This window comes from Neisseria sp. HMSC066H01 (assembly GCF_001837375.1).
Classification (GTDB): Bacteria; Pseudomonadota; Gammaproteobacteria; order Burkholderiales; family Neisseriaceae; genus Neisseria.
This window is the reverse complement of sequence record NZ_KV832192.1, coordinates 1-22,608: the sequence shown is the minus strand read 5'-3', so window position 1 is coordinate 22,608 and position 22,608 is coordinate 1. Positions and strand designations below refer to the sequence as shown.

Sequence of the window (22,608 nt, the reverse complement as noted above, 5' to 3'; positions counted from 1 at the left end):
TCATGCAATGTCGTAGTAAATTTAATTTATTTGAATATATTGGTTTTTGCCTTAAGACAAACTTTTCAGACGGCCTGATATTTCCAATACTTTGCCTTTTTTACCGCGCTTGCCGTCAATATCGGCAATCCGCAGTTTTTCCTGATGCTCGGCGCCGCGCCGGCCGACCGATACAACGGTAAACTCAGGAGAGGTCGTTACCATAACGTGTTCCAAAGACGCGCCGTCGGTCAGCGACATCAACTGCAAACCGCGGCCTTTGGGCATGACTTTGAGTTCGCCGATGGAAAACGCCAAGAGACGGTGGTCGCTGCTGGCCAGTACGATTTTGCTGTCGGGATTGATGAGCGAAGAAGCATAGACGGTAACCGGAGGTAGGACGGTTTCACTGCTATCCACGGTCATCACCACTTTGCCCGCTTTCACACGTCCGACCATATCGCCCAGCTTGGTAATAAAGCCGTAGCCACCGCTGCCTGAAAGCAAGTAATGCTGTTCGGGCTGGCCGGTGAGCATGGCGACGGGTTTGGCGCCGTTTTGCAGCTCGATTAACGATGAAACCGGCACGCCGTCGCCGCGTCCGCCGGGGATTTCGGCGGCATCGAGCGTGTAGGTTCTGCCCAATGAATCGAGAATGACGACGGGTAAAACGGTACGGCCTTCGAGGGTTTGTTTGAGGCGGTCGCCTTCTTTGAATGCGGTTTGGCTCAAATCGAGGTTGTGTCCGGCACGGCTGCGTATCCAGCCTTTTTCCGACAGAATCAGCGTGATGGGTTCGTCGGCGGTGGTTTGCGTCAGCACGGCGCGTCCGGCCTCTTCCACCAGCGTGCGGCGCGCGTCGCCAAACTGCTTCATGTCCGCCTGCATCTCTTTGATAATCAGCTTGCGTTTTTCGTTTTCATCGCCCAAAAGGATATTCAGACGGCCTCGCTCCTCACGCAATTCATTCAATTCTTTTTCGAGTTTGAACCCTTCCAAACGCGCCAACTGGCGCAGGCGGATTTCCAAAATGTCTTCGGCTTGGATTTCGGTCAGCCCGAACGCCGCCATCAAATCGGCCTTCGGGTCGTCTGATTCACGAATGACTTTAATCACTTCGTCAATGTGCAGAAAGACTTTCAGACGGCCTTCAAGGATGTGAAGCCGTTTTTCCACTTGGTTCAAACGGAATTTCAAACGGCGTGTTACGGTAACGACGCGGAAATCCAACCATTCTTGCAAAATCGTTTTCAGGTTTTTCTGCGCGGGGCGGTTGTCCAAACCCATCATCACCAAGTTCATGGACACATTGCCTTCCAGAGAAGTTTGCGCCATCAGCGTGTTGATGAAGGTATCGGTATCAATGCGGCTGGATTTCGGCTCGAACACCAGACGCACGGGATGTTCGCCGTCGGACTCGTCGCGCACGCGGTCGATTAAATCCAGCATCAGCTTTTTGGTGTTGAGCTGGTCTTGGTTGAGCTGCTTTTTGCCCGCTTTCGGTTTCGGGTTGGTCTGTTCTTCGATTTCGGCAAGGATTTTGGCGGAGTTGGCGTTAGGCGGCAGTTCGGTCACAATCACGCGCCATTGTCCACGCGCCAGCTTCTCGATTTCGTAACGAGCACGCACGCGCACGCTGCCTTTGCCGGTTTCGTAAATCCGGCGCAATTCGTCCGCCGGCGTGATGATTTGACCGCCGCCGGCAAAATCGGGCGCGGGAATGTACTGCATCAGGTCGGCGGTTTCCAGCGTCGGCTTTTTCAACAGCGCAATCGCCGCCTGCGTGACTTCGTTCAAATTGTGTGACGGAATTTCGGTCGCCATGCCCACTGCAATGCCCGACGCGCCGTTGAGCAAGACCATAGGCAGACGTGCTGGCAGGTGCAACGGTTCGTCAAACGCGCCGTCGTAGTTCGGCACGAAATCCACCGTCCCCTGATTGATTTCGGACAACAGCAATTCCGCAATCGGCGTCAGCCGTGCTTCGGTGTAACGCATCGCCGCCGCCCCGTCGCCGTCGCGCGAACCGAAGTTGCCGATGCCGTCGATTAAGGGGTAGCGCAAGGTAAAATCCTGCGCCATGCGCACCATCGCCTCATAGGCGGAACTGTCGCCGTGTGGATGGTATTTACCCAAAATCTCGCCGACCACGCGCGCCGACTTCACCGGCTTCGCGCCCGCCGTCAAACCCATATCGCGCATGGCAAACAAAATACGTCGTTGTACAGGCTTTTGGCCGTCTGAAACTTCAGGTAACGCACGGCCTTTGACCACGCTCATGGCGTATTCGAGATAGGCGCGTTCGGCGTACTGACCTAACAGCAGGTAGTCTTCGCCGACAGGAGATGGACTTGGAGCGGAAATGTGTTCTGTCATCAGGATGGTAAAACGAAATCAATTAAAGAAGGATATTGTAAAGCAAAATCGGCAGTCATAGCCAATTTGAGTGATGAACGGTAGCTCGGCGGCAATAAGGCTTACCGAATCAATTCGGCAAATATGATTTGTTTCGACCAAAAAGGCCGTCTGAAACCCTTTCATGTTTCAGACGGCCTTTTCATTTTGGTTTTAAATCAAAACTTCGTTATTCTGCAGTAGCCGGTTTGGCCGCAGTTTTAATGGTTAAGGTCAACGCGGCGGCGATGGCCAGGGAAACACCGGCAAAAGTCATCGCGTTGGCAGGGTTTGAACCCAAGAAAGTTCTGTACACCCAGCCGAAAGATACGGTTTCAATCAGCATAGGAATCACAATCATCATGTTCACAATACCCATGTACACGCCGTAACGTTCTTTCGGAATAGAACCGACCACAATCATAAACGGCACGCCCATCATACTTGCCCAACCGACACCGAAACCAATCATCGGCGCAAACATCAGGTATTTGTTGCCGATATGAGGAATGGTGAGCAAGGCCAGCGCGGCAAGGGTTACAGCAAAGGCATGAACATATTTGGCGGCGTATTTGCGCGCCATCCACATCAAGCCGAAGGCGGAGATAAAGGTTACCACGTTGTAGAAACCGTTTACCAGGCCGGTCCATGCAACCGCTTGGCTATACGCTTCGGTATTCTCAACGGTCGAGTCCCAGACGGATTGGACGATACTGTGGGAAATATATTGCCAGTAGATGAAGAGCGCGTACCATTGAAAGAGATAAACCAAGGCCAGTTGCCACAGGGCAGTCGGCATTTCGCGCACGGCAACGACAATATCTTTAACAGCATGAGCCGGACCGCTCGGCTGGGCTTTAATGGCCGCCATTTCTTCAGGACTAGGCTCGCGCTCGGCCGTTGATAAAACGGTAACCAAAACCGAACCGATGGAGCAGACCGCACCAATATAAAATGAACCGAATACCCAATACGGAATGCCCGCTTCGGAGGTTTGTTGCAACCAGCCGATTTGTTGGAAGATGTAGAGGGAAACGTTGGCCAGGGTAATGCCCAAGCCGGTAAACACAGACTGCATCAAGAAACCGGTGGATTGCTGGTGTTCAGGAACGGTATCGGCAATAAAGGCACGGAAAGGTTCCATTGCCGTGTTGTTGCTGATGTCCAAGAGCCACAGCAGCAATACGGCCACCCACAAGGCGGTAACGTGCGGATAAATAAAGAGACAGAGGCTGCAACCGATGGCGCCGATCAAGAAATACGGACGGCGGCGACCTAATCCCGGCACCCAAGTGCGGTCACTCATTGCACCAATCATCGGCTGCACCAGCAAACCGGTAATCGGGCCTGCCATATTCAAAATCGGCAATTGGCTCGGGTCGGCATGAAGGAAGCTGAAAATCGGGTTAATCGCAGTCTGCTGCAACCCGAAGCTGTATTGAATGCCGAAGAAACCGAAGTTCATCAGCATAATCTGGCGAAGTGTCATCGCCACTTGTGGGGAGATTTTCATAGGAAGGCTACTCCTGGATAATAAACTATGGAAACAACAAACTCCAATTTCAGCGGTATGACGCTCTTATTGTATTGGGCCGCCTTCTTTAATGAGGCAACCCTGTTTTCAGACGGCCTTTATTTTGACCGTTTTATAATCTTGTTTTGATGTGTGTTTGTGTTGTTTGAAGCTTATTTTTAGGCCGTCTGAAACTATTTATTCATCACAGACTGACGCCAGATGGTTTCCCCAACGACCTTGACGGGCTGAGCCGTACCGGCCGGATGTTCGATGTATTGGAACAGCAAATCCGCCGCCATTTCGCCCATGCGCAGATAAGGCAGCTCGGTGCTGGTCAACGGCGGAAACAGCGTTTCCGCAATCGCACTGTGATTATCGTAGCCGGCAACGGAGACTTGCTCGGGAACCCGTACGCTGCGCGTCCTCAAAATCCCGTACACGCGCACGGCCATTTCATCGTTGCCGCAACAAATTACCGTCGGCGGAATCGGCAAAGACAGCAATTTCAAAATAGCCGAAATCAAAGACCCGCTGTCATTACTGAAATCAGGATACCCTGTCTGCACCAAATCCGGATCAAAGACAATATCCGCATCCGCCAAAGCCCGGCGGTATCCGGCCAATCTCAATCTCGTCGCTTCCACACCCGGCTGCAAAGTCACATAAGCAATCCGTTTGTGTCCGCTTTGGATAATCCGGCGCACCAAGCCATACTGCCCTGCCTCGTCGTCCGGCAAAACCGACGGCGTACCTGCCAAATCAAAGCAGTTGACCAACACCATCGGGCAACGATTGGGCACTTCCGGCAACAATACTTCCTGATGGAAACCGGCGACATATAAAATCCCCTCGGCACGGTGTTCCATAAAGGTACGGATCAGCGGCTCCATCTGACCGGGCTGTCCCGGCTTGTTGTCGATGTCGGCAATCATCAAAATCTTGCCTTGTGCGCGAATCCGCTGCTGAATGCCCTTAATCAAGAACATATCCGGAATGCCGTGTCCGCCCGTATTCTCGCCCGTCCGCGAAATGGCGCCGGTAATCAGGCCGACCAAGCCGGAACGGTGGGACCGCATAATCCGCGCCGCAGAAGACGGGATATAGCCCAAAGCGGCAATCGCTGTTTCTACTTTGGAACGGGTTTTATCGCTGACCGGCGCATCGCCGTTAATCACCCGGCTGACCGTCTTGGGAGACACCCCGGCATAAGCAGCGACATCATAAATTGTAGCCATCTTACGAACCCGCCCCGACAGGATTTCAATAATGTTACATAGGATAACACAGCAGACATCGGTGTCATACCCCTTTTTTTACAGAAACTTGATGATAATCAATCATTTCTTTTTCATTTTGCATACATTTCTTAAACAAAACCACCCCCGCCATCTCCCAAAACCTGTTCAAATTTGTTAAACTACAAGCCACTACAAAAAAGCAGGAAATACCTATCTATCCTGCTTATTTTACCGTTACATACTAAGGAAACGAGATGACCGCATACTCAGACGCATGGCAGGCCTTGGAAGCCCATCATGCCGATACGCAACACGTTACCCTACGCGAACGTTTCGCTGCAGATACCGAACGTTTCAACAATATGCACGAAATTCTGCACGGTTTGTTATTTGATTACAGCAAAAACCGTCTGGATGAAAATACCCTTGATTTATTGTGCCGACTGTCCGAAGCAGCCGATTTGCCACAATATATGCAGGCCATGATCAACGGCGAAAAAATCAACACCAGCGAACACCGCGCCGTCCTCCACACCGCCCTGCGCCTGCCGGCCAATGCCCAACCCATTTACGTCGACGGCGAAAACATCGTGTCCAAAGTTCATCACGAACTCAACCGCACCCTCGAATTCGCACGCCAACTCCTAGACGGCACCCACGCAGGCATTACCGGCAAACCCATTACCGACTTGGTTCACATCGGTATCGGCGGCTCCGATTTAGGCCCGCGTATGGCCACACAGGCGCTGCAACCCTATTGGCAAAACATCCGCGTCCACTTTGTCAGCAACTCCGATGATGCCGACCTGACCCAAACCCTTCTCGGCCTCAACCCCGAGACCACCGTATTCAGCATTGCCAGCAAATCGTTCCGCACACCGGAAACCCTGCTCAATGCCTACGCCGCGCGTACTTGGTACCGCGATGCAGGTTTGCCCGATTCCGGCATCTACCGCCACTTCTGCGCCATTTCTGCCGATGTGGCCGCTGCCCAAAACTTCGGCATTTCCCCCGACAAAGTCTTCGCCATGTCCGACTGGGTCGGCGGCCGCTATTCCGTTTGGTCGCCCATCGGCCTGCCGCTGATGGTTGCCGTCGGCGAAAAAGCGTTCCGCAAAATGCTAGCCGGTGCGCACGCGATGGATACCCATTTCTTCGAGACCCCATTCCGCCGCAACATTCCCGTCCTGATGGCACTCATCAATGTTTGGTACAACAATTTCCAACATTCAGACGGCCAAACCGTTGTCCCATACAGCCACAACATGCGCCTCTTCACTCCGTGGCTCAACCAGCTCGATATGGAAAGCCTCGGCAAACAGCGTACTTCAGACGGCCAACCCGTTTCCTGCACCACCGGCGGCATTGTCTTCGGCGACGAAGGCGTCAACTGCCAACACGCCTACTTCCAGCTTCTGCACCAAGGCACGCGTCTGATTCCCGTCGATTTCATCGTCCCCATGACCACAATCTACGGCAACCACCGCCAACACCGCTTTACCGTTGCCAATGCCTTCGCCCAAGCCGAAGCGCTGATGAAAGGCAAGACCCTGGACGAAGTCCAAATCGAATTGGCCGCCTTACCCCAAGACGAACGCGACCGCCTTGCACCGCAAAAAGAGTTCCCCGGCAACCGTCCGAGCAACAGCCTGCTCATCGACAGCCTGACGCCTTTCAACCTCGGCATGCTGATGGCTGCTTACGAACACCGCACCTTCGTTCAGGGCGTGATTTGGCGTATCAACCCCTTCGACCAATGGGGCGTGGAATACGGTAAAGAACTGGCCAAAACCATCGAACCCGAACTCGAACGCGGCACGCCGGCACACGACAGCTCCACCAACGGTCTGATTGCCTTCTACCGCAACTGCAACGCAGCATCGAAGGCCGTCTGAAAATAAAATATCCGTAAAACAAACACTCTGCCTGTCTTACGGACATTTCAAAACCTGATCGGCTTGTTCCAACAAAAGGCCGTCTGAAACTTTATCCATTCAGTTTCAGACGGCCTCTCATTATTCGATAAAGATAACAGAAGTTCATTCGCCATATCCCTCATCTTTGCTACAATATCCCTTTTCTTTTTTATTGATTTCACTATGACAACCGCACCCCAATCCGGCACTTGGCGCAAGATTTTCTCGCGCAGTATGCTGATTTGTATCTTTACAGGCTTCACTTCGGGGCTGCCGCTTTATTTTCTATACAGCCTGATTCCGGCATGGCTGCGTAGCGAACACATTGATTTGAAAACCATCGGCCTATTTGCATTGATTGGTTTCCCCTACACTTGGAAATTCATCTGGTCACCTCTTTTGGACACCGTACGTCTGCCATTTTTAGGTTTACGGCGCAGTTGGATGCTGATTACCCAAATAGCACTCCTATTGCTTTTGGCTTCCTATGCCTTTGTCCGACCGCAAGAGCATTTATCCATCATCTTAGGCTTAGCTTGTGCTACAGCATTCTTCTCCGCCAGCCAAGATATTGTGATTGATGCATTCCGACGCGAAGTACTGTCAGATGAAGAATTGGTATTAGGCAACTCGCTGTATGTGAATGCCTACCGTATTTCTTCATTAATTCCAGCCTCATTAAGTCTGATTTTGGCCGACAGATTGCCTTGGTCAACCGTCTTCATCATTACTTCCCTGTTTATGATCCCAGGTTTACTTGCGACCTTGTTCATAGCACGCGAGCCAGATCACTCAACTCTTGAAACCAAAGGCTTAAAAGAAACCGTTATCGAACCATTTCACGATTTCTTTACCCGCCAAAGTGTGAAGCAGGCTTTGACTATTTTGGCGTTCATCTTGCTGTATAAACTGGGCGACAGCATGGCAACTGCTTTGGCTCAGCCGTTTTATCTCGATATGGGCTTCTCTAAAACCGATATTGGTCTGATTGGAAAAAACGCAGGTTTATGGCCGGCTGTAATTTTTGGTGTTATCGGCGGCATTTGGATCACCAAACTCGGGGTTAATCGTGCCCTGTGGTTATTCGGTTTGATACAGTGGGTCACCATTTTAGGCTTTGCATGGCTGGCAAGCTTCGGACATTTTGACCAGGTCGGTGCATCGGAACGAATCTTTTTAGCGGTTGTAATTGCGGCTGAAGCAATCGGCGTCGGCTTAGGCACAGCAGCGTTTGTCTCGTATATGGCGCAACAAGCCAATACGGCATTTACGGCCACACAATTAGCCCTTTTTACAAGCCTATCTGCCGTACCGCGTACATTCATGAATGCAACGGCAGGCTATCTGATTGAAGCGATGGGTTACTTCAATTTCTACTGGCTGTGTTTTGCCCTGGGCATACCGGGCATGTTGCTGCTGTTTAAAGTGGCACCATGGAATGGTCAAAGAGTGAGTAACTAGATTGCCAGTCTAAAACTTCTAGCAAAACAAAAGGCCGTCTGAATGGTTCAGACGGCCTTTATCATACAAAAACTTTATTCGGCAGCAGGTTTGACAGTACTGCGGACATCGCCGCTTTTTTCTTTATGTTTCAAAACAGCGCGGTCAAGTTTGTCCATCAAAACATCAATCGCGGCGTACATATCCTGTTCAATCGCTTCAACGTGCAAATCTTTGCCTGCCAGATGGACATCGGCTTCGGCTTTTTGGCTGACTTTTTCCACCGAGAGCGTGATGGTCACGGAAATGATGTTGTCGGCGTGGCGGCTGATTCGTGCCAACTTGTCGGAAACGTAGTTTTTGATGGCTTCGGTAACATCAAAATTCAGACCGGTGATTTTCAGATTCATGATACAGCTCCTTCGGTTGGTTAGTCCGTCAAAACGGATCGGAATATATCTACTCGGTAAATTTTCGTTTGTGTGCCGGCGGGATATCTAATGATTCTCTATATTTAGCCACTGTACGTCTGGCGATTTCAATGCCGCGTTGTTTTAATAATTTGACGAGGGCCTCGTCCGAATAAGGTTTGCTGCTGTCTTCGCTTTCAATCAGCTGGCTCAAGACAGCTTTGATTGCGCCTTGGCTGAACCCTTCGCCCTCATTGTCGGCATTGACTGCCTGTGTGAAGAAATAGCGTAACGCAAACAGGCCGCGCGGGCAAGACAAATATTTCTGATTGGCGGCGCGCGAAATGGTGCTTTCCGCCAAACCCAATTCGGCGGCAGCATCTTTCATCAGCATGGGCGACAGGCCGATTTCGCCGAAGATGAAAAAATCTTCCTGATTTTTGACAATATACTCGGCAAGGCGGAGGACTGTGCTTTTGCGCAATTCCAAAGAATCAATGCGCTGTTTGGCTTCGCTGATTTTTTCCTTCCACTCCGGCGCGCCCTCTTCCGCCGATTTCATCAGGTCGCAATATTCCTGATTGAGCTGCAGCTTCGGCCAGGCCGCTTCGTTGCTGATGACTTCCCAGCCGTCCTTGCCCTCTCTCACCCAAACGTCAGGCTGGATATAAGGCGTAGGGGTGGCAGAAGCGAAGCCGTAAGCCGGATAAGGATTCAAGCCGGCAATCATATCGAGCGCGGCTTCTATGGTTTCGCTGTCGGCCTGGGGATAAAGTTTGCGGAAACGCAGAACGTTTTGTTTGCGGTTTTTGCCCAAATCTTGAAGCGAACTTTGCACCAAATGCGCGGCCATTTGTCTGACCGGAGAAGCCGGCAAACGCATCAGCTGCAGCATGAGCGACTCGGTCAAATCGGCCGCCGCCACGCCGGGCGGGTCAAAGGTTTGCAATACGTCCAGCGCATTTTGCAGAGCTTCTTCGTCCAGCATCCATTCCAACGGCGTGTGGTCGATGATTTCTTCGAGGCTGTCGGTGAGGTAGCCTTGCTCGTCCAAAAAATCAATCAAGACATGAACATAGGCTGCCTCCACTTGCGAAAGCGGATGCTCGCACACTTGGGCATGCAGATAGTGTTTGAAATCCTCTTCTTCGGCGATGTTGCTCCAAATATCTTCGGCATCGTCGCCGCCCAACTGCTGACCGGCACGCGGCATGGTGACGGCACGGTTGAGCCCGCTATCGGCAAACTCATCGGTTTCCGGACGCTCAAGCAGAGGATTGTCCGACAACCAGTCTTCCACTTCACGCTCAAGCTCAAGACCCGACATCTGCAAGATGCGCAGAGACTGCTGCAGCCGCTGGTTGAGCTGCTGGGTCTGTTTGAGTTTAAGGACGAGTGAAGACATAGTGTTTGATTCGAAATGTATGGATAGTTTTTCAGACGGCCTTTATACGGCAGGCCGTCTGAAAGATTAGGTTATCGGTATTATATTTGTATTTTTAGTGATTATTCCAATATTTATAGCCGCCCTCAATTGAAATGAGGGTCTCATATACCGTCAAATATGCATTCAATATTTGAAATTTTCACCCAAGTAAACCGAACGGACTTGTTCATTGTTGACCAAATCATCCGGCTTGCCTGAAGCCAATACCGTACCGTCGCTGATGATGTAAGCGCGGTCACAGATGCTAAGGGTTTCGCGCACGTTGTGGTCGGTAATCAATACGCCGATACCGCGTGATTTGAGGAACTCGATGATTTTCTGAATATCGATGACGGCAATCGGGTCAACGCCTGCAAAAGGTTCGTCCAACAAAATGAAACGCGGCTGCATGGCCAGCACGCGTGCGATTTCGACACGGCGGCGTTCGCCACCGGACAAGGACGGCGCAGGATTGTTGCGCAGGCGTTCGATGTTCAAATCGGCCAACAGTTTTTCCAGTTCGGCATCGATGCGGCTTTTGTCCTTCATGCTGATTTCCAAAATGGCGCGGATATTTTGTTCCACGGTCATTTTGCGGAAAATCGAGGCTTCCTGCGGCAGATAGCCGACGCCGAGGCGGGCACGCTCGTGAATGGGCAGGTGGCGCAATTCTTGGCCGTCCAACATTACGCTGCCTGCATCGGCGGCAATCAGGCCGACTATCATGTAAAAGCTGGTGGTCTTACCCGCGCCGTTGGGGCCGAGCAGGCCGATGACTTCACCGCTTTCGATTTCAAGGGAGAAGCTTTTGACGACTTGGCGTTTTTTGAAACTTTTTTGCAGGTTTTGAACCACAAGACGGCTGTTGTTTGCGCTCATATTCTGTTGACTTTCGATATTGACCTCAGGCCGTCTGAACCTTTTTCAGACGGCCTTTTTGTGTGTTTTCTTATTTGTTTTTCTGCGTGCTGGACGGCTGGATGACCACGCTGACGCGGCCGGATTTCGCGGCGGATTTCACACCGGATTTGGCGCTGCCGTTGATGGTGTAAACCTCGGTTTTAGTGTTGTACGTGATGACCGCACCCTCGGCCACATCGCCGCCGCGCTGTACTTTGGCATTACCGGTCAGGGTAACCAGACTGGCTGCGGAAGAATACGTTACAGTATTGGCTTGGCCGTTGACCACACCTTTGCCGCCGTCCAACTCTTGGCTGAATTTGACGGGCGAGCCGGTAGCTTTCATCAACTGCTCGCTTTTGTCGTTGCGCGAAACGGTCACGCTGCCGGCACGGATATTGAGCGTGCCTTGTTTGATGATGACGTTGCCGGAAAAGGTGGTACTTTGGTTGTTTTGGTCAAGCGAGCCTTGGTCGGCTTCGATTTGAATCGGCTGCTTGCTGTCGCTTTGCAGGGCAAAGGCCGGGCTGGCGGCAAAAACGGCAACAAGGGCTAAGGTTTTACAAATTTTTTGTATCATAAATTGTGGCTTTCACTTTGGAAGGGAAATTCAGCAAACCGGTTTTGTGGTCATAAGTCATGCCGTTTGCCTGACCGCCGGACTGTCCGTATTGGAAAGTAACCGGGCTGTCGGTATGGGCGTATTGCGCCTCGGTATCGACATTCAAACGTTCGGTTTTGACGATGCCGGCCAAACGCTTGGCATCGGCCGCTTTGTTTAAGACAACATTTTGTTCGAAAACGACTTTTTTGTTTTGGATATTGTACACGGCCTTGTCGCTGCCGACTTCGTACAACAGGCTGCCGTCGCGGTAAAACGAAAGATGCGGTTTGTCCAAATGCACGTCCGCGCTATTGGGATATTGAACGGCATCGGCCGCGCTCAGGTTTTCTTTCAGACGGCCTTCTTGGTCAAAACGTTTGCCGTTGATGCCTTTCATCGAATATTGCGGCTCATTCGGATTGAGGACGACTTCTTCGACCTGCACTTCGCTGATGCGGCCGAGCCACGCCGCCAGTGCGCCGAGTGAAACGGCCAACACCAGCGGAAAGGCGATTCCGTAACGCCATCTGATTTTCATCGTACATACTCTTTCAAAGCAGGTTCAAGCGTACCTTGCGCCTGCATAATCAAATCGCACACTTCACGCACCGCGCCTGCGCCGCCGGAACGTCGGGTTACATAATGGGCGTATTGCAAAGTAAACCAATGCGCTTCGGGGACGGCAACCGTCAATCCGCAACGCACCATCACGGGCAAATCGACAACATCGTCGCCGACAAAGGCGCACTCATGCTCCTCCACGCCGGCCTGTTCGCGCAATTGGGCGTAAGCGGCACGTTTGTCGTGAATGCCTTTGAAGTAATAGTTGATACCGAGCTGCTTCACGCGGATACCGACGGAAGGCGCATCGCGGCCGGTAATAATCGCCGTTTGCACGCCGCTGGCCTGAAGCATTTTCAAACCGTGTCCGTCCAAAGTGTGGAACGATTTAATTTCTTCGCCGTTGTCACGGATAAAAATGCGGCCGTCGGTCAAAACGCCGTCCACATCCAGTATCAGCAGTTTGATGCCTGAAGCGCGTTGTTGCAGGTCGGAAGAGAGGTTTTGCATAAGGTTTCCTTATTTCAGACGGCCTATTCTAGCATAAGGCCGTCTGAAAACGTTTTTACCGTCGATTCAGACAATTCGTGCCATCAATAAATCGTGCATATTCAGCGCGCCAATCAGCATGCCGTTTTCTTCGACCACCAACAAACCGTTCACATGGCCGCTCTGCATGGCTTTCAAAGCTTCGGTGGCAAGACGGTCGGCGGAGATGGTTTTCGGCGAAGCGTGCATGATGTCGTCCACTTTCAAACCGGCAAAGCTGTCGCGTTCTTGAAACAGACGGCGCAAGTCGCCATCGGTAAATACGCCTTTCAGACGGCCTTCGGCATCGATTACCGCCAACATGCCCAAACCTTTTTCACTCATGCGGACAATGGCCTCTTTCAACGGCGTTCCTAACAAAACGGCTGGCAGGGCTTCGTCTTTGTGCATAATATCCGCCACGCGCAACAGCAGGCGTTTGCCCAAGCTGCCGGCCGGATGGCTTAAAGCAAAATCGTCGGGCGTGAACGCGCGTGCGCGCAGCAATACAACCGCCAGCGCATCGCCCAACGCCATGACGGCGGTCGTACTAGAAGTCGGCGCAAGACCGAGCGGACAAGCTTCTTTGGAAACCGCCGCGGTAATATGGATATCGGCATGACGCGCCATTGTGGAAGTCGGATGGGCAGTGATACAAATAAGAGTGATATTTTTACGTTTCAACGCCGGAATAATCGCCGCAATTTCATCGCTTTCGCCAGAATTAGAAATGGCAACCACGACATCGTGGTCCACAATCATGCCCAAATCGCCGTGCGCCGCTTCGGCAGGGTGGACAAAAAACGCAGGCGTGCCGGTCGAAGCCATGGTTGCCGCCATTTTGCGGCCGATATGTCCGGACTTGCCCATGCCGGTAATGACGACCCTGCCCTTGCAGTGCAACAACGCTTCCGCCGCACGGACAAAATCATGGTTCAAAGCCGCCGCAATTTCACGCAAACCTTCGGCTTCCGTATCCAATACATCGCGCGCCCAGTCGAGATAAAGTGTGTTTTCCACCATCAAAGCCGCCTTTCATGCTTGAATTTAGGTTTGTTTTGCCCAAATTAATCGGCTGTAAACTGTTCAAATTCATCGAATCGGCGTAGCATTACCGCCACTTCACAAACAAACCTATTATGTAAAAGGAATCAGAGATGACTATTTTATCGGACGTTAAAGCATTAGGACAACAAATCTGGTTGGACAACCTCTCCCGTTCGCTGGTACAAAGCGGCGAATTGGCCGAAATGCTCAAACAGGGCGTGTGCGGCGTAACTTCCAATCCCGCCATTTTCCAAAAAGCCTTTGCAGGCGATGCCCTGTACACCGATGAAGTAGCCGCGCTCAAACAGCAAGACCTGACCCCGAAACAACGCTACGAAACCATGGCGGTTGCCGATGTACAAGCCGCCTGCGACGTATGCCTTGCCGAACACGAATCCACCGGCGGCAAAACCGGCTTCGTCAGCCTAGAAGTTTCGCCCGAATTATCCAAAGATGCACAAGGCACGGTTGAAGAAGCGCGCCGCCTGCACGCCGCCATCGGCCGTAAAAATGCCATGATTAAAGTACCGGCAACCGACGAAGGCATCGAAGCGCTTGAAACCCTCGTTTCAGACGGCATCAGCGTCAACCTGACCCTGCTTTTCTCCCGTACCCAAACCCTCAAAGCCTATGCGGCCTACACGCGCGGCATTGCCAAACGTTTGGAGGCAGGACACGACGTTTCCCATATCCACGTTGTCGCCAGCTTCTTTATTTCCCGTGTCGATGCCGCATTGGACGCCACCCTGCCCGACCACCTCAAAGGTAAAGTCGCCATTGCACTGGCCAAAGTCGCTTATCAAGATTGGGCGCAATACTTCGGCAGCAGCGAATTTGCCGCACTTGCCGAAAAAGGTGCCAACCGCGTACAACTTTTATGGGCATCTACCGGCGTGAAAAACCCTGCCTATCCTGACACGTTGTACGTTGACAGCCTGATTGGTGCCCATACCGTCAACACAGTTCCCGATGCGACACTCAAAGCCTTTATCGACCACGGCACCGCCAAAGCCACTTTGACCGAAGGTGTGGACGAAGCTCAAGCACAACTTACCGAAACCGCAAAACTCGGCATTGATGTCGAAACTTTGGCAACTCGTTTGCAGGAAGACGGTTTGAAACAATTTGAAGACGCTTTCGCCAAACTGCTGGCTCCCTTGGCTTAAGCAGATTAAACAGACGGCCGATTGAAACTTAAATCATTTTAAAAAGTCTCATGCCGTCTGAAACCCAAATTCGGGCGTGTACGGCACGCCCTTTTCTATCACGATTTGAATACTGTGCAGGCATACTGCCCCTGCCCTACACAAACACCCTGCCATGTATATAGGACGTTTTGCCCCCAGCCCTACCGGCCTGCTTCATATCGGCTCCCTGCTGACCGCCGTCGCCTCCTATGCCGACGCGCGCGCGCATCAGGGCAAATGGCTGGTTCGCATTGAAGACCTTGACCCCCCGCGCGAAATGCCCGGCGCCGCTGCCGATATTTTACGCACACTTGAGGCTTTCGGTTTTGAGTGGGACGGCGAAGTCGCCTATCAAAGCCGCCGTTACGGCCTGTATCAAGACACCCTCGACCGCCTCAAAGCAGCCGGGCTGGTGTATCCCTGCTATTGCAGCCGCAAAGACTGGCAGGCGGCGGCAACTCAGGGTTCAGACGGATTTGTGTATAACGGCCGTTGCCGCGTTCCTCAGCAAAGACCCCATACGCAAAACAAAACGCCGGCATGGCGCATTCAAGTGCCCAATCGCGTGATCGGTTTTTCAGACGGCATTGTCGGACAATACGCACAAAATCTGGCACACGACATCGGCGATTTTGTCCTGCTTCGTGCCGACGGCTATTGGGCCTATCAGCTTGCCGTGGTTGCCGACGATGCCGATCAAGGCATAACGCATATTGTCCGCGGTCAGGACTTGCTCGTTTCCACGCCGCGCCAAATCTATCTGCAACAATGCCTCGGCGTTCCCACACCGGCCTACGCCCACCTTCCCCTACTAACCAACAGCCAAGGGCAAAAATGGTCGAAACAAACCCTTGCCCCGGCTTTGGATTTGAATCAAAAAGAACAACTCCTCCGCCAAGTCCTGACCTACCTCAACCTACCCGATGCACCCGCCGTAAACCGGCCGCAAGAATTACTCGATTGGGCGGTGGCGCACTGGCAAATAGACAAAATCTCAAAATCGTCCATTATCACGAAATGAATTAGCACGATTACAACAAAATTACTCTAGGTATTACAATATTTCATAAAATTATGTAAGTAATCTTCAGATTCATTCCAAATCACGCCCAAGAAGCGAAAAATCATGTATATTTTAAAAATTTCCTAAAATTGTTGCGAAGTGATAATTTCAAGATTGCAACAACATACGGCTGGCGCGTTATTGAGGATGACAAAGCGCGGCAGATCTCCCACGATACAACAAAAAGAAATACCGCTATGCCAAGTGCCATTATTGTAGAAGACGAAGTATTAGCAGCAGAACGCTTGCGTGTATTATTGGAAGAATGCAATGTCGTACTGCTCAACGTCTTTCACCATGCCATGCCAGCATTGGAGTGGCTGAGCGTCCACGAAGTCGACATCGTCTTTGCCGACATCGGCATGCCGGAAATCGACGGTCTCGAGTTTGTCGAACGCATCAAGCGCACCGCCAAACGCCAGCCGGAGATTATCTTCACCACAGCCTACGAAGAACACGCCCTGCGCGCGTTTGAGCTGGCTGCCGCAGACTATCTGCTCAAACCGATCAAAATGACCCGCCTGCAAACCGCGCTTGACCGCATCATCGAGAAAAACCGCGAAAAAGCAGACAGTTTCACCCATTTCAAAGTGTACAACCGCGAGCGCATGGTTGAAATCCCCTGGCAACAGGCGCGTTACCTGATGGCGGAACACAAAACCGTTTATCTGTTTACCGGCGACGGCCAAAGCTATGAATTACCGAAAACATTGGTTTACTGGGAAGAATTGCTGGGCGACAAAGTCATCCGCATCCACCGCAACGCCCTCGTCTTCCGCCACACCCTCGACAGCCTGATTCGATTGGACGATGACGAAAACGACGAATACGCATCCACATGGGGCGCAAAAATTCTCGATATTCCGACCCCGTTGCCCGTCAGCCGCCGACAACTGTCCACCCTGCGGAAAATCATTAAAAACAGTATCTAAATGTTCTCTTTGACTCGCTCTTTTTAAATCAAAGGCCGTCTGAAAATATCTTTTCAGACGGCCTTTTAACTTCTCATTTCAATAACAGAAAGCATAAAAAAGAAACGACTAAAACCTACCGTTTGGACTTATCCAAGCTTTTAATTTAATCAAACCGTTTTACCCACAAACAAGGTTTTCTATCCAACAATCCAACATCTCTCAATTATTATCACTCAACAGAAAAGGCCGTCTGAAACATTCAGACGGCCTCGATACTCAAGCCTTACCGATTAAAAGAACAATTCACGCCAGCTGATGCGTTTGAGTCCGCATTTCCGACCTTCTACTTTCAGACTGTGCATCTTATCAGAGTTGGTCAACAGACTGCGCTCGGCTTGGGTTGCAAAACATTTATTGTTTGGCACGCTCGGCGTAGCGTTCAACTCTTTATCCGTGCCCGTGCCGCCGCTATCGCCATCGGCGGTTACCGGAGAATCATCGGCCTTAGAGCCGTTCAGATAAGTAAAGTTGACCACGCCGTCAAACACCATACCGCTGGCGTAATAGACTTGACCGTTGTTTTCACGTTTGATGAATTGGCGGTTTTTATCGGAAATACGCGCATCACGCAAGCCCAAACGGCCACCGTTTTCCGCATTGACGCCCAGAATAATCGTTTTCGCAGTCGTTTGTGTGGACGTACTGTCGGGCAGACAAACATCGGTACTGGAAGAATTTGTATGTATAACTTCCTGCTTATATTTACGAATAGTTACCACCGCTGTACGCAAAATCATCGTCGGTTTGACAGTTACCCGCTCACCCGAACCCAACGCCAGCTTCCAACCTTTTTGATCTTCGCTGACCTTATTGTTGGTAACAGAAATATATTCGCCGTCCGCTTGGACAGTTTGACCGGTCAGCTCATCGCTTTTAGCCAAAACAGCTTCTTTGGAAGTATCGTCATAGATGCCGTAAACCGCATTGTTCTGTGTCGCCACATCCAGCTCGCTATGGTAAATCTCACTACCCGTACCAAAAATGACAACATACTTATCTTTACTGCGACGCGATACCGCAGGCGCAGACGTAATCGGTTGATTACCAGATCCTTGGAAAATCATCTGTGCAGACCATTTGGAAGGTATTTCACCTCTCAAGTCAAAGCGGAACATATTGCCGTAACGGTCTCCGGCATAAGCAATATCGACAATACCGTCAAAATCGGTATCTACCAAAGTCGGAGTAGAGAGGCCACCTTTGCCATTCGGTACGGAAATTTTGGCCAAGAGATTACCGGCACTAGAAACACTTTTACCGGTATCTTGCGTACCCGCTTCTTTACCTGTCATATCATAGATATACAAAGCCGTTTCATTATCGGCACTATTCACATCTTCAGTACGATAGCCGCTGGCCAAGAAACCCGCATAACGCACATCAGATTTGAGATTGACCGGAGTGGTATCGCGCTTGATGGAAACACGGCCGATTTGCGTCGAACCAATGGTATAACCCAGCTTATTACCAGAGCCTTTTTCTGTTTCAAACAGAGGCACAGTCGTATTCCAACCACTACGATCACTATTAGCCACTGCACCAATATTCAACGCATACGCACCGCGTCCGCCCTGACCCATCGCACCAAACATAAAGGTTTGCTTATCAGGTGTTTGACGAAGAACAAAGCCACCATTGACCATATAACGGTGTGGCGTGCCGGAGCCGTAACCATCGCGTGCAATATCTTTCAGAACTTTGCCCAAAGTTGTCGTTTGACCTTGATCGTCCTCGCGCTCCATACCTGCCGGAATATAGCTGAGTTTCAAGTCATAAGGGTTGCTAGACGTACCATTACGGAAAATATGTACCATACCATCATTGGCAGCCGCGACCAAAAACTCTTGACGGTTGTCGCGCTTATCGCCAATAGCCGCAACCGAACCATCTAAAATATCGCCCAAATTACGTTCATCTTTACTTGCGTCAGCAGGATCAGTGGGACGAATTCGATAAGACTGGCTATAACCCTTTGTCTCCGCATCCGCTTTGGTGGTTTCATCACTACCCTCTCGGCCAGTCCATTTCAGCAATGCATTTTTCCATTCCAACTTATCTTTTGCACTGCCGTCTGAAATGCCAAAATCGGCGTTTGAAGCCTCATTATCTGAAACTCTATCGATGAAATAGGTTTTACTGCCATCATTAACCAAAGTAAGACGATTATTAAATGATGGCTGAACAAACGCAGTCGTATTGATAGGCGTACCATCGCGGTTTAATTTATAAAACCGCAACTGACTGCTCCAAGAGCCGGTATTCAAATAAACCGTTGCCGCCATATTGGGAATACCTGTACTAGTCGTTGCTGGTGCAGTTGAAGAAGCGCCTTCAAATTTCGTATTCTTGCTGTCATTTTCAATATTATCGACGATGGTTTTGAAAGCATCGAGCAACTTTTCAGGTTTTGCGGCATTAAAATACCAGTCTGGGCGACTGGCACCCTTTTCCAGATACTCTCTCCCGACTTTAGAGATTCCCTCACCAAAGCCCACAGTAAAAGTCTGAACCAATTGCTTACTATAATCTAAACCTTTAGGGTCGTTTGGATCGCCATCCCAACTTTTACCCGCAGCATCTACACCATCTTTTGCCGCAGTTTTAATATCTTTTTCCGCTAAAGTCTGACTGAAGAAACGCATACCGCGTTTCTCATTACCATAGTTTCTATCCCAAATAGGAACAATGATTTCGCCACTACCTATCCACATTCGCCTACGATAATAATCGCTATACCCGAATTTATAATCGGTATATTGGCACATCACTTTTTTTTCATGCGGCGGGATATGGGCATCATATTGATAAAGTGGCAGGTCAAAGTATCCACTAAAGCCATGACCATCGTTGAAAAATTCACCTTTTCCATATTTATCGTCATAAGCCTTCGCTGCAGACGGCCCGAAATATTGGTATGCAGGTGTATCCGCGCTATGTTCGATGGCACGGTAATAGTTTGAATAGTAATAATTTCGATCATAGTTGAAGCTGGTATTACGAGAGTTACGTGGATCCTCACCAGAAGCCTGATTACTACAACTTAAGTTCGCATCACCATCAGATACCACAACAACATAGGATTTCTGGCAACGGTATTTGATATTTGGGATGACGAAATTTTTGACGACTTCATAATAACGGCGCGTTGTCGGCGTAGCTTGGTAAGCCAACATCTCATCTACTTTTTTACTGACATATTCCCAGTTTCGACCGACAGAACCATCCGTAAAGCCTTCAGAATCCTTCATATCACCTTTGGTATCATCGGGTCTAGGCAGTTCTTCATATGCGTAAATAGCATTATCCTTTTTCCTTTTTTCCTCATCCCATTTCCAATACCGAGGGTTATTGTGTAAAGTCTGCAAGCCCCAGTTAAACTGATCTTTATATTGCGCCAAAACCTGCTTTAATGCCGATTTTGCAATATTGATTTTTTTATTCTCATCACGGACATGATAATCACCCTTAGCATCAGCCAACATACTGCCCGAGTCATCAATCAAAAACATAATATTGTGTTTGACTTTAGGCTGGCCGCTGACGTCGGTTTTGTTTTGCAGGTAAAAAGGAGTTTGGGCAAATTGCTGCGTATTTGCCTGAACGGAAATACTGATGAGTGCTAAAGCGGAAGCGACGCTTGCATGAATGAGGCGATGGCGGCCTGATGGAGCGTTTTGCATAATGTGTTCTTTTTTCATCGGATAATCTCAGTTAAAAATGACGTTGTTTTTATTTTTTATAAGGTTACGATTCTAGCATAAACAGCCTGTTTCATGTTTGATTCGGCTGAATTTCCCTACACCTGCATTTCAAACACAACAAAAATGAAACAATCTGCCTGCTCAGCTTTCAGACGACCTGACTGAATATTTAGTTCAACCTTATTCATCAAGCATTCCAAAAGCAAGGGACTGTACCGTAAAGATAAAACATTTTTAAATTATCGATTATTTGCTCTACGCTTGAAATTCCTATTACTTTGACTTAAAATACACTGCTTCTACGGCATAGACCGCTATGTCTGAAAAAGCACGTTACACAGCAAAATCAAAGCTGCGGAGCGTGTTTTTTTTTAGCCGAGATTTCCGAAGGCTGTCTTTTTTGTAAACAATTTTTATTTTTCAGACGGCCTGACCTATTTTTTTCGAACCGACCATCATCAGGCAAACAGGATTCCATCATGACCACTCCGGCTCTTCTCGTTCTCGCTGACGGCAGCGTATTTCACGGCACATCAATCGGTTACGAAGGTTCGACTTCCGGCGAAGTCGTGTTCAACACTTCCATGACCGGCTATCAGGAAATCCTGACCGACCCTTCCTACTGCAAACAAATCGTTACCCTTACCTATCCACACATCGGCAACACCGGTACCAACGCCGAAGATGAAGAAAGCCGCTGCGTTTACGTCGCCGGTTTGATTATCCGCGACTTGCCGCTCTTGCACAGCAACTTCCGCGCATCCGAAAGCCTGCACGACTATTTGGTACGCAACAAAACCGTCGCCATCGCCGATATCGATACCCGCCGCCTGACCACCCTGTTGCGTGAAAAAGGCGCGCAAGGCGGTGCAATCTTGACCGGTGCGGACGCTACGGTTGAAAAAGCACAAGAACTGATTGCCGCATTCGGCAGCATGGTCGGCAAAGACTTGGCAAAAGAAGTTTCCTGCACAGAAACTTACGAATGGACCGAAGGCGAATGGGAATTGGGCAAAGGTTTCGTTACACCTTCCGAACAGCCTTACCACGTCGTCGCCTACGATTTCGGTGTCAAAACCAACATCCTGCGCATGCTCGCCTCACGCGGCTGCCGCCTGACCGTCGTTCCCGCACAAACCAGCGCGGAAGACGTCTTGGCACTCAATCCTGACGGCGTATTCCTATCCAACGGCCCCGGCGACCCCGAGCCTTGCGGCTACGCCATCAAAGCCGTACAAAAACTGATGGAAAGCGGCAAACCGATTTTCGGCATTTGCTTAGGACACCAACTGATCAGCCTCGCCATCGGCGCCAAAACCCTGAAAATGCGCTTCAGCCATCACGGTGCCAACCACCCTGTACAAGATTTAGACAGCGGCAAAGTCGTCATCACCAGCCAAAACCACGGTTTCGCCGTCGATGCCGACACTCTGCCCACCAACGCACGCATTACCCACAAATCCTTGTTCGACAACACCTTGCAAGGCATCGAACTGACAGACAAACCTGTATTCTGCTTCCAAGGCCACCCCGAAGCCAGCCCGGGCCCGCAAGACGTCGGCTATCTATTCGACAAATTCATTGACAATATCAAAGCAGCAAAACAATAAAGCTGATTTTTTCAGACGGCCACACTCAACTCGACAACAGGCCGTCTGAAAACCAAACTTCAAAAATATAAATTCAGCCCCCTCTCAACATCTGTACAGCCTGAAAACCCAATC

General features: G+C 50.4%; 17 protein-coding genes. 6 read left to right on the top strand and 11 right to left on the bottom strand.

Going from position 1 to position 22,608, the window contains the following annotated elements; translation table 11 throughout:
• Positions 1-51: 51 nt before the first annotated feature.
• From parC to HMPREF2551_RS02085, 3 genes are all read right to left on the bottom strand, one after another.
• On the bottom strand, positions 52-2,355 hold the full coding sequence (parC, locus tag HMPREF2551_RS02095; RefSeq protein WP_070836952.1) for a DNA topoisomerase IV subunit A: 2,304 nt from the start codon (positions 2,353-2,355) through the stop codon (positions 52-54).
• Positions 2,356-2,563: 208 nt separating this feature from the next.
• Positions 2,564-3,886 (bottom strand): MFS transporter, encoded by a 1,323-nt coding sequence (locus HMPREF2551_RS02090; protein ID WP_049348776.1) that lies wholly within the window; start codon positions 3,884-3,886, stop codon positions 2,564-2,566.
• Positions 3,887-4,080: 194 nt separating this feature from the next.
• Positions 4,081-5,124 carry a LacI family DNA-binding transcriptional regulator gene (locus tag HMPREF2551_RS02085; protein ID WP_070836951.1) on the bottom strand — a complete coding sequence of 348 codons (1,044 nt, stop codon included), beginning with the start codon at positions 5,122-5,124 and terminating at the stop codon, positions 4,081-4,083.
• Positions 5,125-5,381: 257 nt separating this feature from the next.
• Here HMPREF2551_RS02085 and pgi point away from each other — a divergent pair, with 257 nt between their 5' ends.
• Together pgi and HMPREF2551_RS02070 are read left to right on the top strand one after the other, a co-directional pair.
• Positions 5,382-7,022, top strand: a complete 1,641-nt coding sequence (pgi, locus tag HMPREF2551_RS02080; protein ID WP_070836950.1) for a glucose-6-phosphate isomerase — start codon at positions 5,382-5,384, stop codon at positions 7,020-7,022.
• Positions 7,023-7,226: 204 nt separating this feature from the next.
• Complete coding sequence (locus tag HMPREF2551_RS02070) at positions 7,227-8,504, top strand: AmpG family muropeptide MFS transporter (protein ID WP_283122398.1); 1,278 nt, start codon at positions 7,227-7,229, stop codon at positions 8,502-8,504.
• A gap of 74 nt (positions 8,505-8,578) precedes the next feature.
• Here the strand turns inward: HMPREF2551_RS02070 and raiA are convergent, their stop codons facing one another.
• From raiA to HMPREF2551_RS02035, 7 genes are all read right to left on the bottom strand, one after another.
• Entirely contained in the window at positions 8,579-8,893 is a 315-nt protein-coding gene (raiA, locus tag HMPREF2551_RS02065; RefSeq protein WP_004518850.1) for a ribosome hibernation-promoting factor, HPF/YfiA family, read from the bottom strand.
• A gap of 49 nt (positions 8,894-8,942) precedes the next feature.
• Positions 8,943-10,298, bottom strand: a complete 1,356-nt coding sequence (gene rpoN / locus HMPREF2551_RS02060; RefSeq protein ID WP_070836947.1) for an RNA polymerase factor sigma-54 — start codon at positions 10,296-10,298, stop codon at positions 8,943-8,945.
• Between the two features lie 165 nt (positions 10,299-10,463).
• Positions 10,464-11,198: an LPS export ABC transporter ATP-binding protein gene (gene lptB / locus HMPREF2551_RS02055; RefSeq protein WP_003679854.1), complete on the bottom strand. Its 735-nt coding sequence runs from the start codon at positions 11,196-11,198 to the stop codon at positions 10,464-10,466.
• A 70-nt stretch (positions 11,199-11,268) separates the two neighbouring features.
• Complete coding sequence (gene lptA / locus HMPREF2551_RS02050; RefSeq protein ID WP_049328829.1) at positions 11,269-11,799, bottom strand: lipopolysaccharide transport periplasmic protein LptA; 531 nt, start codon at positions 11,797-11,799, stop codon at positions 11,269-11,271.
• A complete protein-coding gene (lptC, locus tag HMPREF2551_RS02045; RefSeq protein WP_003748335.1) occupies positions 11,780-12,361 on the bottom strand; it encodes an LPS export ABC transporter periplasmic protein LptC in 582 nt (193 codons plus the stop codon). Before lptC ends, lptA begins: the two co-directional genes overlap by 20 nt.
• Positions 12,358-12,894 carry a KdsC family phosphatase gene (locus HMPREF2551_RS02040; protein ID WP_070836946.1) on the bottom strand — a complete coding sequence of 179 codons (537 nt, stop codon included), beginning with the start codon at positions 12,892-12,894 and terminating at the stop codon, positions 12,358-12,360. The genes lptC and HMPREF2551_RS02040 overlap by 4 nt, the downstream gene beginning before the upstream one ends.
• Before the next feature lie 66 nt (positions 12,895-12,960).
• Entirely contained in the window at positions 12,961-13,935 is a 975-nt protein-coding gene (locus HMPREF2551_RS02035) for a KpsF/GutQ family sugar-phosphate isomerase (protein ID WP_070836945.1), read from the bottom strand.
• A 134-nt stretch (positions 13,936-14,069) separates the two neighbouring features.
• On the opposite strand from HMPREF2551_RS02035, the gene tal reads away from it, so the two are divergent.
• The 3 genes from tal to HMPREF2551_RS02020 all read left to right on the top strand — a co-directional run bounded on the left by tal (position 14,070) and on the right by HMPREF2551_RS02020 (position 17,141).
• Complete coding sequence (gene tal, locus HMPREF2551_RS02030) at positions 14,070-15,125, top strand: transaldolase (protein WP_070836944.1); 1,056 nt, start codon at positions 14,070-14,072, stop codon at positions 15,123-15,125.
• 154 nt (positions 15,126-15,279) lie between these two features.
• On the top strand, positions 15,280-16,167 hold the full coding sequence (gluQRS, locus tag HMPREF2551_RS02025) for a tRNA glutamyl-Q(34) synthetase GluQRS (protein ID WP_070836943.1): 888 nt from the start codon (positions 15,280-15,282) through the stop codon (positions 16,165-16,167).
• A gap of 239 nt (positions 16,168-16,406) precedes the next feature.
• Positions 16,407-17,141: a LytR/AlgR family response regulator transcription factor gene (locus HMPREF2551_RS02020; RefSeq protein WP_070836942.1), complete on the top strand. Its 735-nt coding sequence runs from the start codon at positions 16,407-16,409 to the stop codon at positions 17,139-17,141.
• A gap of 272 nt (positions 17,142-17,413) precedes the next feature.
• On the opposite strand, the gene pilC is transcribed toward HMPREF2551_RS02020, so the two are convergent.
• The gene (gene pilC, locus HMPREF2551_RS02015) at positions 17,414-20,881 is read right to left on the bottom strand and encodes a PilC family type IV pilus tip adhesin (RefSeq protein WP_070836941.1); all 3,468 of its coding nucleotides are present in this window, start codon (positions 20,879-20,881) and stop codon (positions 17,414-17,416) included.
• 482 nt (positions 20,882-21,363) lie between these two features.
• Between pilC and carA the strand changes: the two genes are divergently transcribed.
• Complete coding sequence (gene carA, locus HMPREF2551_RS02010) at positions 21,364-22,494, top strand: glutamine-hydrolyzing carbamoyl-phosphate synthase small subunit (protein WP_070656162.1); 1,131 nt, start codon at positions 21,364-21,366, stop codon at positions 22,492-22,494.
• The last annotated feature ends 114 nt before the right edge of the window (positions 22,495-22,608 follow it).